The organism is Paraburkholderia aspalathi, from assembly GCF_900116445.1.
Taxonomy (GTDB): domain Bacteria; phylum Pseudomonadota; class Gammaproteobacteria; order Burkholderiales; family Burkholderiaceae; genus Paraburkholderia; species Paraburkholderia aspalathi.
The window spans coordinates 396,588-414,567 of record NZ_FPBH01000001.1 but is presented as its reverse complement, the minus strand read 5'-3'; the positions used below and the strand labels follow the sequence as shown (position 1 = coordinate 414,567).

Sequence of the window (17,980 nt, the reverse complement as noted above, 5' to 3'; positions counted from 1 at the left end):
CGAAGGAAAAGGCCCCACCCATGCTAGCCAGGTTTTCAGGCTATACCGCCAGCGCCATATCGGAGTGGCACACAATAGCTGACCGTTAGTTGCATCTTGAGCCCTATAAAAAGCGGCCACCCCCGGCAGCCGCCCTTCTCTCCTGTCTCAAGCCGCTTGTGCTTCCTCCGACGCCTGATCCCGCCGCTCGAAAATCTCCCTTGCTGCGAACAGCGCGTTCAGCGCCGCCGGGAAGCCCGCATAGAGCGCCATCTGCATGAACACTTCGACGATCTCCTCGCGCGTGCAGCCGACGTTCAACGCCGCCTCGATATGCACCTTCAACTGCGGTTGCGCGCAGCCGAGCGTCGCCAGCGAGGCAATCGTCGCGATTTCTCGCGCCCGCAGATCGAGTTGCGGCCGGCTGTAAATATCGCCGAAGCCGAATTCGATCAGCAGCCGTCCAAAATCCGGCGCGATCGGCGCAAGCGCGGCGATCACCTGCTCGCCGGTCGAGCCGTCGATTTCCTTCAGTTTGTCCCAGCCTCGGGTGTAGCGATCGTTTTGTGCGTGTTCCATGGTGAGTCCTCGTCCGAATGCGAAAGTGATTGGGTTTCGTCGATCTGTCGTGTCGGCGTGCTCGCGGCGGGCGTCCGCCCAGCGGTCTCGTAATAGGCGATTTTGTCGATGATCGCGCCGAGATTGCTCTGCAACTCGGCGATCCGCGCCAAAACGGCATCCCGATGCGCCACCAGCAAGTCGCGGCGCTCACCCACCGTAGACTGACCTTCTGCCCGCAGCGCCGCGAACGCCTGCATCCCGGCGATCGGCATGCCGGTCGCCTTCAGACGCATCACGAACTGCAGCCAGTCGAGATCGGCCGGCGAATACAGGCGATGCCCCGCCTGCGTACGCCCGACCGCTCGAATCAGGCCGGCCTGCTCGTAATAGCGCAGCGTGTGAGTAGAGACGCCGATCGTTGCGGCGACCTCGCCGATGGTGAGTGCTTTTGACATTTTCGACATGACGGAACTCAGGTTAGGACTTCGAGTGCACTCTAAGTCAAGTAGAAGGCGCTGTCATTTATCTGCCTTGTCGTTATTTACGGAGGATCGATAAACTCATAACTGCTTAATCGCTAGGCAAAAGCTTCAAATATTGTCCAGCCTGATTTACTTGTCATGAATCGATCGGTATAAATCGTCGGCGTTTGCAAATAAGGGCGCGCAATTTGTTCTATGCTTAAGCGCAGCGCCTGCTGACAAGGTGCGTCGTCCCGAGTTTTCCCTTTGCGGCTAACTTTTTTTGCCCTCAATGGAGTGCTTGCCATGCTAAAGAAGCTTTTGATGCTTTGCGTTGCTTTGGCTTTGACGCTGTCGGCCGGATTTGCGGCAGCCGTCGAAGTAAATTCCGCCGATCAGGCGGCGCTCGAATCGGTCAAGGGTATCGGGCCGGTGCATGCGAAAGCGATCATCGACGAACGCACCAAAAACGGCCCGTTCAAGGATGCCGATGATCTCGCCACCCGCGTCAAAGGCATCGGCACCAAATCGGTGACCAATCTCGAAGCAGCCGGTCTGACGATCAACGGCTCGTCCACGCCGCCTACGGGCGCCAAGGCTGCCTCGAAGTCCAGCAGCACCGCCAGCACCAAGGCGGCGCCGGCAGCCGCTCCTGCGGCGACCACCGCGGCGACGACAACAGCACCAGCGGCGCCTGCCGATGCATCCGGCACCAAAGCATCGAAGTCGAAGAAGAAGAGCAAGGCCGCGGCATCCGACGCAGCGGCAGCTTCCGCGCCGGCCACAGCGGCCGCTGCGAGCGCGCCGGCCGACGCGTCCGGCACCAAGGCTTCGAAGAAGAAGGCGAAGAAGAGCAAGGCTGCATCGGCTGCGGCAGCCTCTGGCGGGGCGTAAATCGGGTTGAGTACCGGCCGCATGGCGGCCGCGCTGGTCACGTGCGATACGCGCGTGATGCACACGTAAGCGCGGCCCCGCTCCCGGCTACCTTCCTTCCACCGGCGCCGCGCGACCGTGCGGCGTTTTCACCCGCTGACTCGTCAAACACGGGTCGGCATTCAAGAGAGACCGTCATGAGCCTACTCGACACTATCGGTTCCCTGGTTGGCAAATCGCCTGAAGGCGGTGGCCAGCAAGCCCTCATTTCAGCCGCGCTGGAATTCGTCAACAACCAGCCGGGCGGCCTGAACGGCCTGATCAGCAGCTTCAAGGAAAAGGGGCTCGGCGACGTCGTGTCGTCGTGGGTCAGCAACGGCGAGAACCAGGCGATCTCGCCCGACGCTCTGCACAGCGTGCTTGGGTCGGACGTCGTCACCAACCTCGCAGCGAAGGCCGGCGTGCAACCGGATCAGGTCACCGGTCTGCTGTCGCAGATTCTGCCGCACGTTGTCAACGCGGCCACGCCCGACGGCGAAGTCCCCGCCGAAGGCAAACTGAATTCGACGACCGTGCTCGGCGCGCTCGGCGGCCTGTCGGCGCTATTCGGCAAGGGCAACGCGTAAGTAAGCTCGTCACCCGTCACCGCCCTGTAGCAGACGAAAGCAGGCGAAAAAAAGCGGCAACGAAGTCACCTTCGTTGCCGCTTTTTAACGTTGGATGGAACGGCCCATCTCTGCCGTTCCATCCTTAGCCCAACGCGTTTCGCTTAGTGCACGACGCGGTCGAACACCAGCTTGCCGTCTTCCACTTCGACCGGAATCACATCCTTCGGACCGAACTTGCCGGCGAGTATCAGCTTGGCGACCGGGTTCTCGATCTCCTGCTGGATTGCGCGCTTTAGCGGCCGCGCCCCGAACAGCGGATCGTAGCCGACCTTGCCGACGTGCTCGAGCGCCGCGTCCGACACCACCAATTGCATGTCGAGCTTGGCAAGCCGTTCGTGCAGACGTTGCAGCTGAATCCGCGCGATCGACTGGATGTTCGAACGGTCGAGCGCATGGAACACCACGACGTCGTCGATCCGGTTCAGGAACTCGGGCCGGAAGTGCAGCTTCACTTCTTCCCAGACCGCATCCTTCACCGCTTCCTGCGGCTCGCCGACCATCGCCTGGATCACCTGCGAACCGAGGTTCGACGTCATCACGATCACCGTGTTCTTGAAGTCCACGGTACGGCCCTGGCCATCGGTCATGCGGCCGTCGTCGAGCACTTGCAGCAGGACGTTGAACACGTCCGGATGCGCCTTCTCGATTTCGTCGAGCAGGATCACGCTGTACGGCTTGCGGCGCACGGCTTCGGTCAGGTAACCGCCTTCCTCGTAGCCGACGTAGCCCGGCGGCGCACCAATCAAACGCGCGACGCTATGCTTCTCCATGAATTCGCTCATGTCGATACGGATCAGATGATCTTCCGAATCGAACAGGAACGACGCCAGCGCCTTGCACAGTTCGGTCTTGCCCACGCCGGTCGGCCCGAGGAACAGAAACGAGCCATACGGCCGGTTCGGATCCGCAAGACCCGCGCGTGAACGACGAATCGCGTCGGCCACCGCGGTGATCGCTTCGTCCTGACCGACCACGCGGTCGTGCAGTTTCTCTTCGATCTGCAGCAGTTTTTCGCGCTCGCCCTGCATCATGCGCGACACCGGAATGCCAGTGGAACGCGAGACGACTTCAGCGATTTCTTCCGCGCCGACCTGCGTGCGCAACAGACGTGGACGCGTCGGATTGTTCTGCTCCTTCGCTTCGGCCTGAGTCACTTCCTTCAACTGCGCTTCAAGACCCGGCAGCTTGCCGTACTGCAACTCGGCGACCTTCTCCAGCTTGCCTTCACGCTGCAAGCGAACGATTTCCGCGCGCGTTTTTTCGATGTCTTCCTTCAACTGCGCGCTGCCCTGCACAGCCGCTTTTTCCGCGGTCCAGATTTCTTCGAGGTCCGAATATTCACGATCCAGCCGCTCGATTTCTTCTTCGATCAGTTGCAGACGCTTTTGCGACGCTTCGTCCTTTTCCTTCTTGACGGCTTCGCGCTCGATCTTCAACTGGATCAAACGACGGTCGAGCCGATCCATTTCTTCCGGCTTCGAGTCGATTTCCATCTTGATCTTCGAAGCGGCTTCGTCGATCAGGTCGATGGCCTTGTCCGGCAAAAAGCGATCCGTGATGTAGCGATGTGACAGTTCGGCTGCCGCGACGATCGCCGGGTCGGTAATGTCGACGCCATGATGCAGCTCGTACTTTTCCTGCAAACCGCGCAGGATCGCGATGGTGGCTTCAACCGACGGTTCGTCGACCAGCACCTTCTGGAAGCGGCGCTCGAGCGCGGCATCTTTTTCGATGTACTTGCGATATTCATCGAGCGTGGTGGCGCCGACGCAATGCAGTTCGCCGCGCGAGAGCGCCGGCTTGAGCATGTTGCCCGCGTCCATTGCGCCTTCGGCCTTGCCCGCACCGACCATCGTGTGAATTTCGTCGATGAAGACGATGGTCTGGCCTTCGTCCTTGGCGATGTCGCTCAGCACGGCCTTCAGGCGTTCTTCGAACTCGCCGCGGTATTTCGCGCCCGCCAGCAACGCTGCCATGTCCAACGACAGCACGCGCTTGCCCTTGAGCGTTTCCGGCACTTCGCCGTTGACGATACGCTGCGCGAGACCTTCCACGATCGCGGTCTTGCCCACGCCCGGCTCGCCGATCAGCACCGGATTGTTCTTGGTGCGGCGTTGCAGGATCTGGATCGAGCGGCGAATTTCGTCGTCACGGCCGATCACGGGGTCGAGCTTGCCGGCCCGCGCACGCTCGGTCAGGTCGACGGTGTACTTTTTCAACGCTTCACGCTGGCTTTCGGCGTCCTGGCTATGCACTTGCGAACCGCCGCGCACCGCCGCGATCGCGCTTTCCAGCGACTTGCGCGACAGGCCGTGCTGACGCGCCAGACGCCCGGCCTCGCCTTTGTCGTCGGCAACCGCGAGCAGGAACATCTCGCTCGCGATGAATGTGTCGTTGAGTTTTTGTGCTTCCTTGTCCGCCTGGTTCAGCAAGCCGGTCAGTTCGCGGCCGATCTGCACGTTGCCATCGGTGCCCTGCACTTGCGGCAGGCGCGTAATGGCATCGTTCAGCGCAGTTTGCAGCGCCTGAACATGCACGCCGGCACGCGAGAGCAGCGAACGCGCCGACCCATCCTGCTGGGCGACGAGCGCCGAGAGGACATGAACCGGTTCGATGTATTGATTGTCGTGACCGACGGCCAGACTCTGCGCGTCGGCCAGTGCTTCCTGGAATTTAGTAGTAAGTTTGTCGATTCTCATCAAGAGACCTCCAATTTCAATTACCACCAAATTGAGGCGTTTTACGCAGGTTTCAAGCGTTTTTTTGCAATCAGCAACAACTATTTAACATTTGACGCGCGAGAACTTGCCCGCAGGTTTCAGGAAGCCGGCGTGGCGCCGCCAGTGGAAGCAACCGGCACGATCGGAATGACGGTGCTCAAACCCAGCAGCGCAGCCAGCGGGCCGTGCGGCTCTGCAACCTCGCCGATGGTGTGACGATCGAGTTCGGCCAGGAACGCGTTGCGCGCCGCCTCGAGCGCGCCGCGCAGACGGCAGTGCGATGTAATGACACAGGCCCGGCGCTCGCTTTGCTGCTCCGGGAAGCAGCCGACCAGCGCAAAGTCGCTTTCCGTGGCCCGCACGATTTCGCCCACCGTCAACGCGCTGGTTTGTTCGGCCAGCCGCAGGCCGCCGTTACGCCCGCGCACCGTCTCGACCCAGCCGAGTTCGCCGAGTTGCTGCACCACCTTCATCAAATGGTTCTTGGAGATCCCGTACGCGTCCGAGATGTCCTGAATGGTCGATAAGCCTTCACCGCGGACGGTGAGGTACAGCAGGACGCGTAGTGAGTAATCCGTATAGTCGGTCAGTCTCATAAGTGCAGGTGCCACGATGAGCGCAAGCCGCGATCCGGGGGATAACCGCGTCGATGCAAGGGTTGCCGGGGGCCGTCGCTTCGCCATAAGATGCTGGCGCTACGCATGTTTTCTTATTTTGCGCTGACAGTCGGTGTTTGTCTTTCGGCAGTAATGGTAACGTTTCCCGCACGGGCCATTCATACGAAAAGCGGGGCATTCGTGGCCTACTTCCTTTTGTTTGGACACAGTTTGAGGTCATTCCTGACGGTCTGTGGCGCCATGTGGCGATTCATAATGAATAACGACTTTATCTGGAATTTGCATGAATCCGTCTTTTCCCGCCGCACCGGTTGTCGAGCGCGCCGCCGAGCCTACTGAGGCGAATATTCGCGAGCTCGTCTACGGTTTTTACGACCGGGTGCGCGCCGATCCGCTGCTGGGCCCCGTGTTCGAGGCGACGCTGGCGGGCCGCTGGGACGACCACCTGCCCAAGATGTGCACCTTCTGGGGCAGTCTGGTGCTGGGCGCAAAGCAATACCGCGGCAATGTGCAGCAGGCGCATCAGCCGCTCGAGGGCGTCGAGCCGCAGCATTTCAGCCGCTGGCTGTACCTGTTCCTGGATACGGTGGAGTCGCGTTATCAGCCGGCTGCCGCGGTCCGCTTCATGGAGCCGGCGCTGCGTATCGCGCAGAGTTTGCAGCTGAGCCGCTTCGGCTGGGATTACAAGATTCCGGCGGAGCAGCAGGCGTTGCTGGAGCGGGTCGCGCCAAAGCGGCGGCGGGACGATGACTCGGACGAAGCGCATGCGCCGGGCGCCTCGGCGCGGCGACCGGGTGAGCCGTTTCCGACCAGGATCATCGGCAAGGGGAAGACTGACTGACCGGGCGCCCGCCTAATCCTCTTCCTCGTTACCCGGTTCGATGCCCCAACGGGCCAGCGCCGCATCGTCGGCGACGCGGGCATCCACCCAGCGCTCGCCCTCTTCGGTTTTCTCTTTCTTCCAGAACGGCGCCTGGGTCTTCAGATAGTCCATCACGAACTCACACGACGCGAAGGCGTCGCCCCGATGCGCGGCGGTGGTCGCCACCAGCACGATCTGGTCGAGCGGATAAAGCTTGCCGACCCGATGCACGATCAGCACCTCGATCCCCGGCCAACGCTCGCGCGCGCTCACGACGATCGCTTCCAGCGACTTCTCCGTCATGCCCGGATAGTGTTCGAGCTCCATGGTTTCGACCGTGCTGCCGTCGTTCAGATCGCGCACGGTGCCGACAAAACAGGCCACCGCGCCGATTTTCGGATTGCGCGCGCGCAACGCGGCGACCTCGGCGGTGAGGTCGAAGTCTTCCGTCTGGACACGAACGGGCATCTCTGGCTCCTGGGCGGCTTGGCGAGGTTTAGCGTGACACGGCAGGTTTTTTAGCGGCGATCCAGCGCGTTTCAACCGCCGGTGACGGGCGGAAAGAACGCGACCTCGCAGCCTTCGGTGACGCGTGTGCCGGCATCGGTCATCACGTGATTGCAGGCCATGCGCAGCGCGCGGCCTTCGGCAAGGGTATCGGCCCAGATGCCGCCGCGCACGCGCAACCAGGCACGCACGTCGCCGACGGTCGCGATGCCGTCTGGCAGATCGACCGTTTCGTCGGCGGTTTCGAGCGCTTCGCGCACGCTTGCAAAATATCGGAGTTGAATCTTCATCGGGAAACCGCCGGCTGTGGCGGGCCTCAGTTCAGCAATTCGGAAAAAGGGATGAAACGCACGGTCTCGCCGGCGCTGATCGCATGATTCGGCGGATTGTCGATCAGGCCGTCGCCCCACACGGTCGACGTCAGCACTGCCGAGCTCTGATTCGGAAACAGATCGAGGCCGCCGGCCGGATTGATGCGCGCGCGCAGGAATTCGTTGCGCCGGTCGGCCTTCTTCTGCGTGAAATCCGCGCGCAAAGACAGCGCGCGCGGCTCAACTGTCTGCATGCCGGCCAGAAGCAGGACGAACGGGCGAACGAACAGTAAAAAGGTCGCGAAGCTGGAAACCGGATTGCCCGGCAGGCCAATGAAGAAGGTTTCGGCTGAAGCTGTCGCAGCCGCATCTGCCTGCTGCGCGGCACGGCGCACCGCGCCGAAGGCGAGTGGTTTGCCGGGTTTCATCGCGATCTGCCACATCGACAGGCGCCCCTCCGCCTCGACCGCCGGCTTGACGTGATCTTCCTCGCCGACCGACACGCCGCCGCAGGTAAGGATCAGATCGTGCGCTTGCGCGGCTTCACGTAACGTCGCGCGAGTCGCGTCGAGTTTATCGGGGACGATGCCGTAGTCGGTTACCTCACAGCCGAGCTTTTCCAGCAGGCCGCGCAGCGTGAAACGGTTCGAGTTGTAGATCGCGCCGGGTTTCAACGGTTCGCCAGGCATGGTCAGTTCGTCGCCGGTGAAGAACACGGCGACTTTTACGCGGCGGCGCACCTTGAGTTCGGCGCAACCGACTGACGCGGCGAGTCCCAATGCTTGCGGTGTCAGGCGAGTGCCCGCTGGCAGGATGATCGAGCCGCTGCGGATGTCCGCGCCTTGGGCTGTGATCCATTCGCCGGGTGCCGGGCTGTGGAGGATCGTGACTTCGTTGCCGGCGGCCTCGGTTTGCTCCTGCATCACGATGGCGTCGGCGCCTGGCGGCACCGTAGCGCCGGTGAAGATGCGGGCTGCCGTGCCGGGTTTTAACGGCTCGGGTGCGTGGCCAGCTGGAATGCGTTGCGAAACTGGCAGGCGGCGGTCGCCATCGGTTGCCAGATCTTCTGTGCGGATCGCGTAGCCGTCCATTGAACTGGTGTTCATGGGGGGGACGTCGAGCGGCGAAATAACGTCTGCCGATAGCACGCGGTTGAGGGCGTCTAGCGTGGGGATCGATTCTGTGCCGGGGATTGGGCTCGCTGCGCTGAGCAAGGTCGCCAACGCTTCGGCAGTGGAGAGCATCGGGGCGCGGGGCGTTGGGGTGGACATCTTCTGGTCTCGAAGCCGCTGGTTAAAGGAATATTGTAGCGGTCGAGCGTGGGGGCCGGTGGCGGGTGGGTGTTATGGTGGTTTTTTTGCCTGCTCGGCGGTTGTTTGTCCGTGTTCCTGGGGCTTGGGGCTTTCCTTGTTCTGGCTTTGGTGCCTTTCCTTGCATTGTTAGTGGTCTATTAGCGTTGCCCCTGTGCGGGGCGGCACTTACTTTCTTTGCCGCCGCAAAGAAAGATAAGCAAAGAAAGCGGCTCAAACCGCTAATGCTAAGTGGGCACCGTGGTCTGCCACGGGTAGTGGTGCATCTGGAATCTGTGTTCGTGCACCTGCATGCGCTTGTGACAAGGGCGTCATACTTCCGGCGGCGCTGCGCGCGCCGACGAGTATTTCTTTAAACCAATCTCCCCATCGCCCCCCGGCATCGAGCGTGACACCGTCGCGCTCGATGCTCGCGGTGTTATTCGCTCGTGTTTGCGACGATGTAGTCTTTCACGCGCTGCGCGTCTGCCGGGAGTACTTCGAATCGCTGCGGCAGCGATTCCAGGCCCGAGAATGCGGCGGGGCGCTCCGGTTCGCGTAGTAGCGCTTCGCGGATCGTTTCGCCGAACTTGATCGGTTGCGCCGTCTCCAGCACGATCATCGGGATGCCGGCCTGCAAATGCTCGCGTGCCACCTTCAGGCCGTCTGCCGTGTGCGTGTCGATCATCGTGTCGTAACGCTCGAAGACGTCGCGGATCGCGTCCACGCGGTCCTCGTGGCTGCTGCGGCCCGATACGAAACCAAACTCCTTCACACGCGCAAAATCACCGCTTGCCGCCAGGTCGAAACCGCCCTTCTCTTCGACGTCGCGGAACAGTTGCAGCACGCGCGCCGGGTCGCGGCCCAGCAGGTCGAACACGAAACGCTCGAAGTTCGATGCCTTCGAAATGTCCATGCTCGGGCTGCTCGTGTGGTACGTCTCAGCGGCCTTGCGCACGCGGTAGATGCCGGTGCGGAAGAACTCGTCCAGTACGTCGTTTTCGTTCGTCGCGACTACCAGCTTCTCGATCGGCAAACCCATCATGCGCGCGATGTGACCGGCGCACACATTGCCGAAATTGCCCGACGGCACCGTGAACGAGACGCGCTCCTCATTTGACTTCGTCGCGGCAAAATAGCCCTTGAAGTAGTACACGACTTGCGCCACCACACGCGCCCAGTTGATCGAGTTGACCGTGCCGATCTTGTACTTCGCCTTGAACGCGTGGTCGTTCGAGACCGCCTTCACGATATCCTGGGCGTCGTCGAACACGCCTTCGACCGCGATGTTGAAAATGTTCGGGTCCTGCAGGCTGTACATCTGTGCAGTCTGGAACGCGCTCATCTTCTTGTGCGGCGAGAGCATGAAGACGCTGATGCCTTTCTTGCCGCGCATCGCGTATTCCGCTGCGCTGCCGGTGTCGCCCGAGGTTGCGCCCAAGATGTTCAGCGTCTCGCCGTGTCTGGCCAGCGCGTACTCGAACAGGTTGCCGATCAGTTGCATCGCCATGTCCTTGAACGCGAGCGTCGGACCGTTCGACAGTTCCAGTAGCGACAGCGGCGCGCCGTTCTCGACGCCCAGCGTCTTCAAAGGCGTGATCTGCGCGGCGCTTTCGTCGTCGCGCACGTGGCAATACGTCTCGGCCGTGTAGGTCTTGCGCGTCAGCGCGCGCAGGTCTTCAGCAGGAATGTCGTCGCTGAATTTCGACAGGATTTCGAACGCGAGATCCGCGTACGGCAGCGTGCGCCAGCGCGCCAGTTCGTCAGCCGTGACGCGCGGATATTCCGCCGGCAGATACAGGCCGCCGTCTTTCGCAAGACCGCCCAGCAGAATGTCGGAAAACGTATGGCGCTCGCCGGCTCCGGCGCCGCGCGTAGAGAGGTAGTTCATATTCGGCCTAGTTCAGCGCTTCCATGCGCAGCTTCGTGACTTGCGAGACAACGGTCTTCAACGCTTCGATCGTCTTGATCGCCGCGTTGACGTTCTTTTCAACCGTTTCGTGCGTAATCAGGATGATGTCGGTTTCGCCCTTGCCGTTCGCGTCGACCTGCTCCGATTCCTTCTGCAGCAGCGCGTCGATCGAAATGCCCCGATCCGCGAGGATGCGCGTGATGTCGGCCAGCACGCCCGTCACGTCAGCCACGCGCAGGCGCAGGTAGTAGCCGCTCGTCACTTCGTCGATCGGCAGGATCGGCGTGCTCGACAGGCTGTCCGGCTGGAACGCCAGATGCGGCACGCGATGCTCCGGGTCCGCCGTATGCAGACGCGTCACGTCGACCAGATCGGCCACCACGGCGGATGCCGTCGGCTCCGCGCCCGCGCCCTTGCCGTAGTACAGCGTGGAGCCCACCGCGTCGCCGTGCACGACGACCGCGTTCATCGCGCCTTCCACGTTCGCCAGCAGGCGTTTTTCCGGAATCAGCGTGGGATGCACGCGCAATTCGATGCCTTTGTCCGTACGGCGCGAGATGCCAAGCAGCTTGATGCGGTAGCCAAGTTCTTCAGCATATTTGATGTCGATTGCCGCCAGTTTGCTGATGCCTTCGACGTACGCCTTGTCGAATTGCACCGGCACGCCGAACGCGATCGCGCTCATGATCGTCGCCTTGTGGGCGGCGTCCACGCCTTCGATGTCGAAGGTCGGATCGGCTTCCGCGTAACCCAGCTCCTGGGCGGCCTTCAAGGCGGTCGCGAAGTCGAGCCCGCGGTCGCGCATCTCCGAGAGGATGTAGTTCGTCGTGCCGTTGATGATGCCGGCGATGTACTGGATGCGATTGGCCGTGAGCCCTTCGCGCAGCGCCTTGATGATCGGAATGCCACCCGCCACCGCCGCCTCGAACGCCACCATCACGCCGTTGGCGCGCGCCGCTTCGAAAATCTCCGTACCGTGCACGGCGAGCAGCGCCTTGTTGGCGGTGACCACATGCTTGCGGTTCTTGATCGCGCGTAGGACGAGGTCGCGCGCAACGCCCGTGCCGCCGATCATTTCCGCCACGATATCGATCGACGGATCGTCCACCACCGCGTTGAAGTCATCGGTCAGCGCCACGGTGCCGGCTTCGCTGCCGAGTGCCGCAGTCGCCTTGGCGGGATTGCGCACGGCAATGCGCGCAATCTCGATGCCGCGGCCCGCGCGGCGTTTGATTTCTTCCTGATTGCGGCGCAGTACCGTGAAGGTGCCGCTGCCTACCGTGCCGAAGCCCAGCAGTCCAACTTTGATCGGTTCCATGCAGCGTGTGTTTTCGAGTAAGGGATTAAAAGGAAACTGGGGCCGACAGCGGCGCGCGCCGGGCGCGCCGTCCATCTCAAGCCGTGTGGCGTTTGCGGTAGCCGTCGAGGAAGCGCGCGATCCGGTTGATCGAATCCGCGAGGTCGTCCACGTTCGGCAGGAACACGACGCGGAAGTGATCCGGCGTCTTCCAGTTGAAACCGGTGCCTTGAACCAGCAGCACGCGCTCTTCCAGCAGGAGGTCGAGGATGAACTGCTGGTCGTCCTGGATCGGATAAATCTTCGGATCGAGGCGCGGGAACATATACAGCGCAGCCTCGGGCTTCACGCAACTCACGCCGGGGATGGCCGTCAGCATGTCATACGCGAGTTCGCGCTGTTTGTACAGGCGCCCGCTCGGCACGATCAGGTCGTTGATGCTCTGATAGCCGCCGAGCGCGGTCTGGATCGCGTACTGGCCGGGCACGTTCGGACACAGCCGCATCGAGGCCAGAATGCCGAGCCCTTCGAAGTAGTCTTTGCCATTGCGGCGATTCTCGCCGGTCAGGCCCGAAATGAACATCCAGCCTGCGCGGTAGCCGCACGAACGGTAACTCTTCGAGAGGCTGTTAAATGTGACAGTGAGCACGTCTTCTGAGAGCGCAGCCACTGACGTGTGCTTCTTGCCGTCGTAGACGATCTTGTCGTAGACCTCGTCGGCAAAGATCACGAGGCCATGCTGGCGGGCGATCTCGATCAGGCCGAGCAGTAGTTCGTCCGAGTACAGCGCGCCGGTGGGGTTGTTCGGATTGATGACGACGAGCGCACGCGTATTCGGTGTGATTTTCGCGCGAATGTCGTCCAGATCGGGCATCCAGCTATTCGATTCGTCACAGATGTAATGCACCGGCGTGCCGCCCGAAAGGCTGACGCCCGCGGTCCACAACGGGTAGTCCGGCGCGGGCAGCAAGACTTCGTCGCCGTCGTTCAGGAGGCCCTGCAGCGCCATCACAATCAGCTCGGAGGCACCGTTGCCGATGTAAATGTCGTCCAGTTCGACGCCGTGCACGCCCTTTTGCTGCGTGTAATGCATGATCGCCTTGCGCGCGGCGAACACACCCTTGGAATCCGAGTAGCCGGACGAGCCCGGCAGATTCAGGATCATGTCCTGGATGATTTCATCCGGCGCGTCAAAGCCGAACGGCGCGAGATTGCCGATGTTCAGCTTGATGATGCGGTGGCCCTCTTCTTCGAGGCGCTTCGCATGTTCGAGGACGGGCCCGCGAATGTCGTAGCAGACATTCAACAACTTGTTGGATTTGAGAATCGGTTTCACGGCGGGCACTTCATCCTGTTGATGGGCTTGGGCGAACAAGCGGGGGCGGAAAAACCGGGACCCGGGCAAGTCCGCCGATACGGGGAATTATGACGCGGCACGCTCGCCAGAGACGAGAAAAGCAGACGAAATGCAGGCAAAACCAGGGCAGGTAGCCGATGGGCCGCGCCCGTCCTCTCAGGGCGGCTTATGACAGCACATGAGGGGGCACTCGAGCGAGGGGCGCCGCAAGGCGGCTAAAAAGTTATAATTTAGCGGATTTTGGCCGACTTCCGCAATGCACCAACCGCAACGGCAAGGCTTTTCGGCCGCTTCTGTGTCACTCGCTGTGCCACTCGCGTGTCCCACTCGCGTCAAACCGCCCTGCTTCCGTTCTGCCAGGTCAGGCCGCCAACACGCATGATGTCTCACGACGACTTCGGAAAACGAATTTGAAATTACATCAGGATTCCAGCGGCGCCCTCAATACTGTCACCGGTTACGGCGCCGGCTATGTCGAAATCAATCTGGTGCGCCACGCCGGCAGCATTCTCCTGCTGCCGGAAGCCCCGGTTATCCCCTGGCCCGTCTCCTCGTTCGAAGACCTGAGCGCCGAGCACTTCGCCATGCTGGTGGACGCCGCGCCCGAAGTGGTCATATTCGGCAGCGGTGAGCGCCTGCGCTTTCCCCATCCGCGCCTGACCGCCGCGCTCACCGCCAAACGCATCGGCGTCGAAACGATGGACTTCAAGGCCGCCTGCCGCACCTACAACATTCTGATGGCCGAGGGCCGCAAGGTCGCGGCCGCGTTGCTGATCGAAGGCTAGAGGCGGCGGGCAGCGAGCGTTTGCCTGACGTGCCGACAGCGGCCGCGAGGCATGGCAGCCGCCGCGTGCGCATCGCCGGACCGGCCGCGCGCCCTCGCCGCGCCACGGCCGATAACGTACACTGCGCGCCATTGGCGCCATGCTGGCGATCGCCATTTTCAGATAACACTGCCTCGCTGCCCACGCGGCGTCGCCAACAAGGTTGAAATTCATGAACGATACGCCGACGAGGCTACCGCTCAACCGCACCACGATCCTGCTGCTGGTGCTGGCCCTCGCCGTAATCTGGTTCGTGCCGCTCGGCTGGCGGCATCTGCTGCCGAGCGACGAAGGCCGCTACGCCGAAATGGCGCGCGAAATGTTCGTCACCGGCGACTGGATCACGCCGCGCTACAACGGCTACAAGTATTTTGAGAAGCCACCGCTGCAAACCTGGCTCAACGCGCTCACGTTCGCGTGGTTCGGCATCGGCGAATGGCAGGCGCGCCTCTACACCGCGCTGACGGGCTTTGCCGGCGTGCTGTTGATCGGTTTCACCGGTGCGCGCGTGTTCAATGCGGCGACCGGCGTGTTCGCGGCGATCGTGCTGGCCACGTCGCCGTACTGGAACCTGATGGGCCACTTCAACACGCTCGACATGGGCCTGTCGTTCTGGATGGAACTGACGCTCTGCGCGCTGCTGCTCGCGCAGCGCGCCAACCTGCCGACGGCCAACGTGCGGGCATGGATGTGGGTGTGCTGGGGGGCGATGGCGCTGGCGGTACTGTCCAAGGGCCTCGTCGGCGTGATCCTGCCAGGTGCGGTGCTGGTGCTGTACACCCTCGTCGCACGCGACTGGGCCGTATGGAAGCGCCTGCATCTGATCGGCGGCCTGATCGTCTTCTTCGCGATCGTCACGCCATGGTTCGTGCTGGTGCAGCAGCGCAACCCGGAATTCCTGAACTTCTTCTTCATCGTTCAACAATTCAAGCGCTATCTGACGCCTGAACAGAACCGCCCGGGGCCGTTCTACTATTTCGTGCCGGTGCTGCTGGTCGGCTTCCTGCCGTGGTTGTCGGTGACCTTCCAGAGCGTGCGCCATGCGTGGCGCCTGCCGCGCCAGCCGAACGGCTTCGCGCCGGTCACGCTGATGCTGGTGTGGACCGCGTTCATCTTTCTGTTCTTCAGCGCATCGCACTCCAAGCTGCTCTCGTACACGCTGCCGATCGCGCCGTCGATTGCCCTGGTGATCGGTATGTACCTGCCGCTCGTCACCCGTGACCAGTTGCGCCGCCATCTGGCCGGCTATGCGCTATTTCTCGTCGTGGCCGCGTTTGCCGCGCTGTTCATGGCGCGCTTCGGCAACGCGCGCAACCCGACCGAGCTGTACGTCGAATACCGCACCTGGGTGCTGGCCGCCCTCGGCGCTGCCTTCGTGGTCACGCTGTTCGCGCTGTGGCTGAACCGCCGCAGCCGCGCCGGCACGCTTGGCGCTGTCGCGAGCTTTGGCGCGGCATGGCTACTGCTCGGCACAATCGCAGGCACAGGTCACGACGTGTTCGGCCGCCTGAGTTCCGGCGCGCCGCTCGCGCCCGCGATCAAGGCCGAGATCGCGAAGTTGCCGGCCGATACGCCGTTCTATTCGGTCGGCGTGCTCGATCATACGATGCCGTTCTACGTCGACCACACGATGATCATGGTCGAACATCCGGACGAACTGGCGTTCGGCATATCCGTCGAACCGCAGAAATGGGTGCCGACGGTCGACGCGTGGGTCGAGCGCTGGAAGGCCGATCGCTATGCGCTCGCGCTGATCCCGCCGTCGACTTACGACAGGCTGCTCAAAGAGGGGCTGCCGATGCAGGTGATCGCTCGCGACTCCCGCCGGGTGGTGGTGGCGAAGCCCGCGGCGGTGGCCGCGCCCGCATCCGGCGGGGCGACGCAGAACGCACCGGCGCCCGACGCACCCGCGCCAGTGGAAAAACCACAACAATGACCCCATCTCAGGAACTGACCGTTCGATGAACCCGATTTCGCTCTTTTGTATCCTCGCAGGCGTCACGTTGAACGCCGGTGCGCAGTTGCTGCTCAAAGCCGGAACGAATGCCGTTGGACACTTCGAATTCACCCGTGCGAACATCCTGCCCATCGCCTTTCGCCTCGCGACCCAACCGCCGATCATCGGCGGGCTAGCCTGTTATGTGATCAGCGTGGGCGTATGGGTGATCGGACTCTCGCGGGTGGACGTGTCGATCGCCTATCCGATGCTGTCGCTCGGATACGTCGTCAACGCGTTCGCGGCGTGGTATCTATTCGGCGAAGTGATGTCGGTGCAGAAGCTGGTGGGGATCGGCGTCATCCTGATCGGCGTGGTCGTCCTGGCGCGCAGCTAGGCGGCACGGCCCCGGCAGCGCTGTGCCGGGCACGATTTATTACCGTTTATTGCGCTGCACCGATGCACGCGCCGCGAAAATGCCGGCGGAAAAAGATGCGGTAAGCCGGGCACCGCCGCCGGCTAAGTAAAACGTAAGCTTGGCCGCGGTAAGCTTGGCGGTTGCGCCCTTTTTAGTCGTGGCCTTGGGTTTGCGCGTAGTTTGTGATCTACTTCGCGCCCTTCGGGTTGCGCCCCTTTCAATCGAGCGAAGCATTCATGAGCCAGTCAACAGTCCCGTTTTTGCCGTTTGTCAAACCTGAGATCGATGAAGAAACGATTCAGGGCGTCGCCGACGTGCTCCGCTCCGGTTGGATCACCACCGGCCCGCAGAACCAGAAGTTCGAAGCGGCGTTGTCCGAGTTCTGCGGCGGCCGTCCGGTGCGCACCTTCAACTCCGGCACTGCGACGCTCGAAATCGGATTGCGCATCGCCGGTGTGGGCGAAGGCGACGAAGTCATCACCACCCCCGCCTCGTGGGTTGCGACCAGCAATGTGGTCTACGAAGTCGGCGCGACGCCAGTGTTCGTCGACATCGATCCGGTGACTCGCAACATCGACCTGGATCTGCTGGAAAAGGCCATCACGCCGCGCACCAAAGCGATCATTCCGGTGTACCTGTCGGGCCTGCCGGTCGACATGGACCGGCTGTACGAGATTGCCCGCGCCCACAAGCTGCGCGTGATCGAAGACGCAGCGCAGGCGTTCGGCTCGACGTGGAAAGGCGAGCGCATCGGCAAGCTCGGCGATATCGTCTCGTTCAGCTTTCACGCGAACAAGAATCTGACCTCGATCGAAGGCGGCGCACTGGTGCTGAACAATGAGGAAGAAGCCATCCTCGCGCAGAAGTACCGCCTGCAAGGCATCACCCGCACCGGCTTTGACGGCATGGACTGCGACTTGCTCGGCGGCAAGTACAACCTGACGGACGTTGCCGCGCGCGTCGGCCTTGGCCAGATGCCGCATCTCGAACGCTTCATTGCGCAGCGCAAGAAACTGGCGCGCGCGTACTTCGCGGGCTTCGAAGGCGGCGCGGCGGCCAAACTGGGCGTCGGCCTGCCGCTGGCGGATTTTGAAAACAGCAACTGGCACATGTTCCTGATCACGCTGCCGCTCGAAAAACTCTCGATCGACCGCGCCGGCTTCATGGGTCAGTTGAAGGAACGCGGCATCGGTTCGGGCGTGCACTACCCGGCGATCCATCTGTTCTCGCTGTATCGCGCAAAGGGCTTCAAGGAGGGCATGTTCCCGCACGCGGAGCGCTATGGCGCCAGCACGGTCACGCTGCCGCTGTTCACGCTGATGAACGAGGGCGACGTGGAGCGGGTCTGCCGCGCGGTCAATGAAATTTGCGAACAATACGGAAAATAA

17 protein-coding genes are annotated in these 17,980 nt (G+C 62.2%); 7 read left to right on the top strand and 10 right to left on the bottom strand.

Annotated elements, in window-relative coordinates; translation table 11 throughout:
* Nucleotides 1-147 precede the first annotated feature (147 nt).
* Together BM438_RS01895 and BM438_RS01890 are read right to left on the bottom strand one after the other, a co-directional pair.
* Entirely contained in the window at nt 148-558 is a 411-nt protein-coding gene (locus BM438_RS01895; protein ID WP_093632639.1) for a carboxymuconolactone decarboxylase family protein, read from the bottom strand.
* Nucleotides 510-1,004, bottom strand: a complete 495-nt coding sequence (locus BM438_RS01890) for a MerR family transcriptional regulator (protein WP_093632638.1) — start codon at nt 1,002-1,004, stop codon at nt 510-512. The genes BM438_RS01895 and BM438_RS01890 overlap by 49 nt, the downstream gene beginning before the upstream one ends.
* 303 nt (nt 1,005-1,307) lie before the next feature.
* Between BM438_RS01890 and BM438_RS01885 the strand changes: the two genes are divergently transcribed.
* Complete coding sequence (locus tag BM438_RS01885; protein ID WP_093632637.1) at nt 1,308-1,895, top strand: ComEA family DNA-binding protein; 588 nt, start codon at nt 1,308-1,310, stop codon at nt 1,893-1,895.
* 176 nt (nt 1,896-2,071) lie between these two features.
* Nucleotides 2,072-2,500, top strand: a complete 429-nt coding sequence (locus BM438_RS01880) for a YidB family protein (RefSeq protein WP_054039452.1) — start codon at nt 2,072-2,074, stop codon at nt 2,498-2,500.
* 143 nt (nt 2,501-2,643) lie between these two features.
* On the opposite strand, the gene clpB is transcribed toward BM438_RS01880, so the two are convergent.
* A complete protein-coding gene (gene clpB, locus BM438_RS01875) occupies nt 2,644-5,241 on the bottom strand; it encodes an ATP-dependent chaperone ClpB (protein ID WP_093632636.1) in 2,598 nt (865 codons plus the stop codon).
* A 119-nt stretch (nt 5,242-5,360) separates the two neighbouring features.
* Entirely contained in the window at nt 5,361-5,858 is a 498-nt protein-coding gene (locus BM438_RS01870; protein ID WP_093632635.1) for an Rrf2 family transcriptional regulator, read from the bottom strand.
* 304 nt (nt 5,859-6,162) lie between these two features.
* Here BM438_RS01870 and BM438_RS01865 point away from each other — a divergent pair, with 304 nt between their 5' ends.
* Nucleotides 6,163-6,720 (top strand): group III truncated hemoglobin, encoded by a 558-nt coding sequence (locus BM438_RS01865; RefSeq protein WP_093632634.1) that lies wholly within the window; start codon nt 6,163-6,165, stop codon nt 6,718-6,720.
* Nucleotides 6,721-6,732: 12 nt separating this feature from the next.
* Here BM438_RS01865 and moaE read toward each other — a convergent pair whose 3' ends face one another.
* The 6 genes from moaE to BM438_RS01830 all read right to left on the bottom strand — a co-directional run bounded on the left by moaE (nt 6,733) and on the right by BM438_RS01830 (nt 13,402).
* Nucleotides 6,733-7,209: a molybdopterin synthase catalytic subunit MoaE gene (gene moaE, locus BM438_RS01860; protein ID WP_093632633.1), complete on the bottom strand. Its 477-nt coding sequence runs from the start codon at nt 7,207-7,209 to the stop codon at nt 6,733-6,735.
* A 71-nt stretch (nt 7,210-7,280) separates the two neighbouring features.
* Entirely contained in the window at nt 7,281-7,538 is a 258-nt protein-coding gene (moaD, locus tag BM438_RS01855) for a molybdopterin converting factor subunit 1 (protein WP_054039444.1), read from the bottom strand.
* A gap of 26 nt (nt 7,539-7,564) precedes the next feature.
* Complete coding sequence (locus BM438_RS01850; RefSeq protein WP_093632632.1) at nt 7,565-8,803, bottom strand: molybdopterin molybdotransferase MoeA; 1,239 nt, start codon at nt 8,801-8,803, stop codon at nt 7,565-7,567.
* A 484-nt stretch (nt 8,804-9,287) separates the two neighbouring features.
* Entirely contained in the window at nt 9,288-10,739 is a 1,452-nt protein-coding gene (thrC, locus tag BM438_RS01840; RefSeq protein ID WP_093632630.1) for a threonine synthase, read from the bottom strand.
* Between the two features lie 7 nt (nt 10,740-10,746).
* Complete coding sequence (locus tag BM438_RS01835; RefSeq protein WP_093632629.1) at nt 10,747-12,078, bottom strand: homoserine dehydrogenase; 1,332 nt, start codon at nt 12,076-12,078, stop codon at nt 10,747-10,749.
* Between the two features lie 76 nt (nt 12,079-12,154).
* Nucleotides 12,155-13,402: a pyridoxal phosphate-dependent aminotransferase gene (locus tag BM438_RS01830; protein WP_093632628.1), complete on the bottom strand. Its 1,248-nt coding sequence runs from the start codon at nt 13,400-13,402 to the stop codon at nt 12,155-12,157.
* Nucleotides 13,403-13,824: 422 nt separating this feature from the next.
* Between BM438_RS01830 and BM438_RS01825 the strand changes: the two genes are divergently transcribed.
* From BM438_RS01825 to BM438_RS01810, 4 genes are all read left to right on the top strand, one after another.
* Entirely contained in the window at nt 13,825-14,199 is a 375-nt protein-coding gene (locus BM438_RS01825) for an Mth938-like domain-containing protein (protein ID WP_093632627.1), read from the top strand.
* A gap of 211 nt (nt 14,200-14,410) precedes the next feature.
* On the top strand, nt 14,411-16,174 hold the full coding sequence (locus tag BM438_RS01820) for a glycosyltransferase family 39 protein (RefSeq protein WP_093632626.1): 1,764 nt from the start codon (nt 14,411-14,413) through the stop codon (nt 16,172-16,174).
* Nucleotides 16,175-16,199: 25 nt separating this feature from the next.
* Nucleotides 16,200-16,571, top strand: coding sequence for an SMR family transporter (locus BM438_RS01815; protein ID WP_054034531.1), 372 nt, complete (start codon nt 16,200-16,202; stop codon nt 16,569-16,571).
* A 257-nt stretch (nt 16,572-16,828) separates the two neighbouring features.
* Nucleotides 16,829-17,980 (top strand): DegT/DnrJ/EryC1/StrS family aminotransferase, encoded by a 1,152-nt coding sequence (locus tag BM438_RS01810; RefSeq protein ID WP_093632625.1) that lies wholly within the window; start codon nt 16,829-16,831, stop codon nt 17,978-17,980.

What these genes read in the sequence shown, in the direction of transcription:
- BM438_RS01895 (WP_093632639.1), bottom strand. Translation starts at nt 558, where the DNA reads ATGGAACACGCACAAAACGATCGCTACACCCGAGGCTGGGACAAACTG.
- BM438_RS01890 (WP_093632638.1), bottom strand. Translation starts at nt 1,004, where the DNA reads ATGTCGAAAATGTCAAAAGCACTCACCATCGGCGAGGTCGCCGCAACG.
- BM438_RS01885 (WP_093632637.1), top strand. Translation starts at nt 1,308, where the DNA reads ATGCTAAAGAAGCTTTTGATGCTTTGCGTTGCTTTGGCTTTGACGCTG.
- BM438_RS01880 (WP_054039452.1), top strand. Translation starts at nt 2,072, where the DNA reads ATGAGCCTACTCGACACTATCGGTTCCCTGGTTGGCAAATCGCCTGAA.
- clpB (WP_093632636.1), bottom strand. Translation starts at nt 5,241, where the DNA reads ATGAGAATCGACAAACTTACTACTAAATTCCAGGAAGCACTGGCCGAC.
- BM438_RS01870 (WP_093632635.1), bottom strand. Translation starts at nt 5,858, where the DNA reads ATGAGACTGACCGACTATACGGATTACTCACTACGCGTCCTGCTGTAC.
- BM438_RS01865 (WP_093632634.1), top strand. Translation starts at nt 6,163, where the DNA reads ATGAATCCGTCTTTTCCCGCCGCACCGGTTGTCGAGCGCGCCGCCGAG.
- moaE (WP_093632633.1), bottom strand. Translation starts at nt 7,209, where the DNA reads ATGCCCGTTCGTGTCCAGACGGAAGACTTCGACCTCACCGCCGAGGTC.
- moaD (WP_054039444.1), bottom strand. Translation starts at nt 7,538, where the DNA reads ATGAAGATTCAACTCCGATATTTTGCAAGCGTGCGCGAAGCGCTCGAA.
- BM438_RS01850 (WP_093632632.1), bottom strand. Translation starts at nt 8,803, where the DNA reads ATGCTCTCCACTGCCGAAGCGTTGGCGACCTTGCTCAGCGCAGCGAGC.
- thrC (WP_093632630.1), bottom strand. Translation starts at nt 10,739, where the DNA reads ATGAACTACCTCTCTACGCGCGGCGCCGGAGCCGGCGAGCGCCATACG.
- BM438_RS01835 (WP_093632629.1), bottom strand. Translation starts at nt 12,078, where the DNA reads ATGGAACCGATCAAAGTTGGACTGCTGGGCTTCGGCACGGTAGGCAGC.
- BM438_RS01820 (WP_093632626.1), top strand. Translation starts at nt 14,411, where the DNA reads ATGAACGATACGCCGACGAGGCTACCGCTCAACCGCACCACGATCCTG.
- BM438_RS01815 (WP_054034531.1), top strand. Translation starts at nt 16,200, where the DNA reads ATGAACCCGATTTCGCTCTTTTGTATCCTCGCAGGCGTCACGTTGAAC.
- BM438_RS01810 (WP_093632625.1), top strand. Translation starts at nt 16,829, where the DNA reads ATGAGCCAGTCAACAGTCCCGTTTTTGCCGTTTGTCAAACCTGAGATC.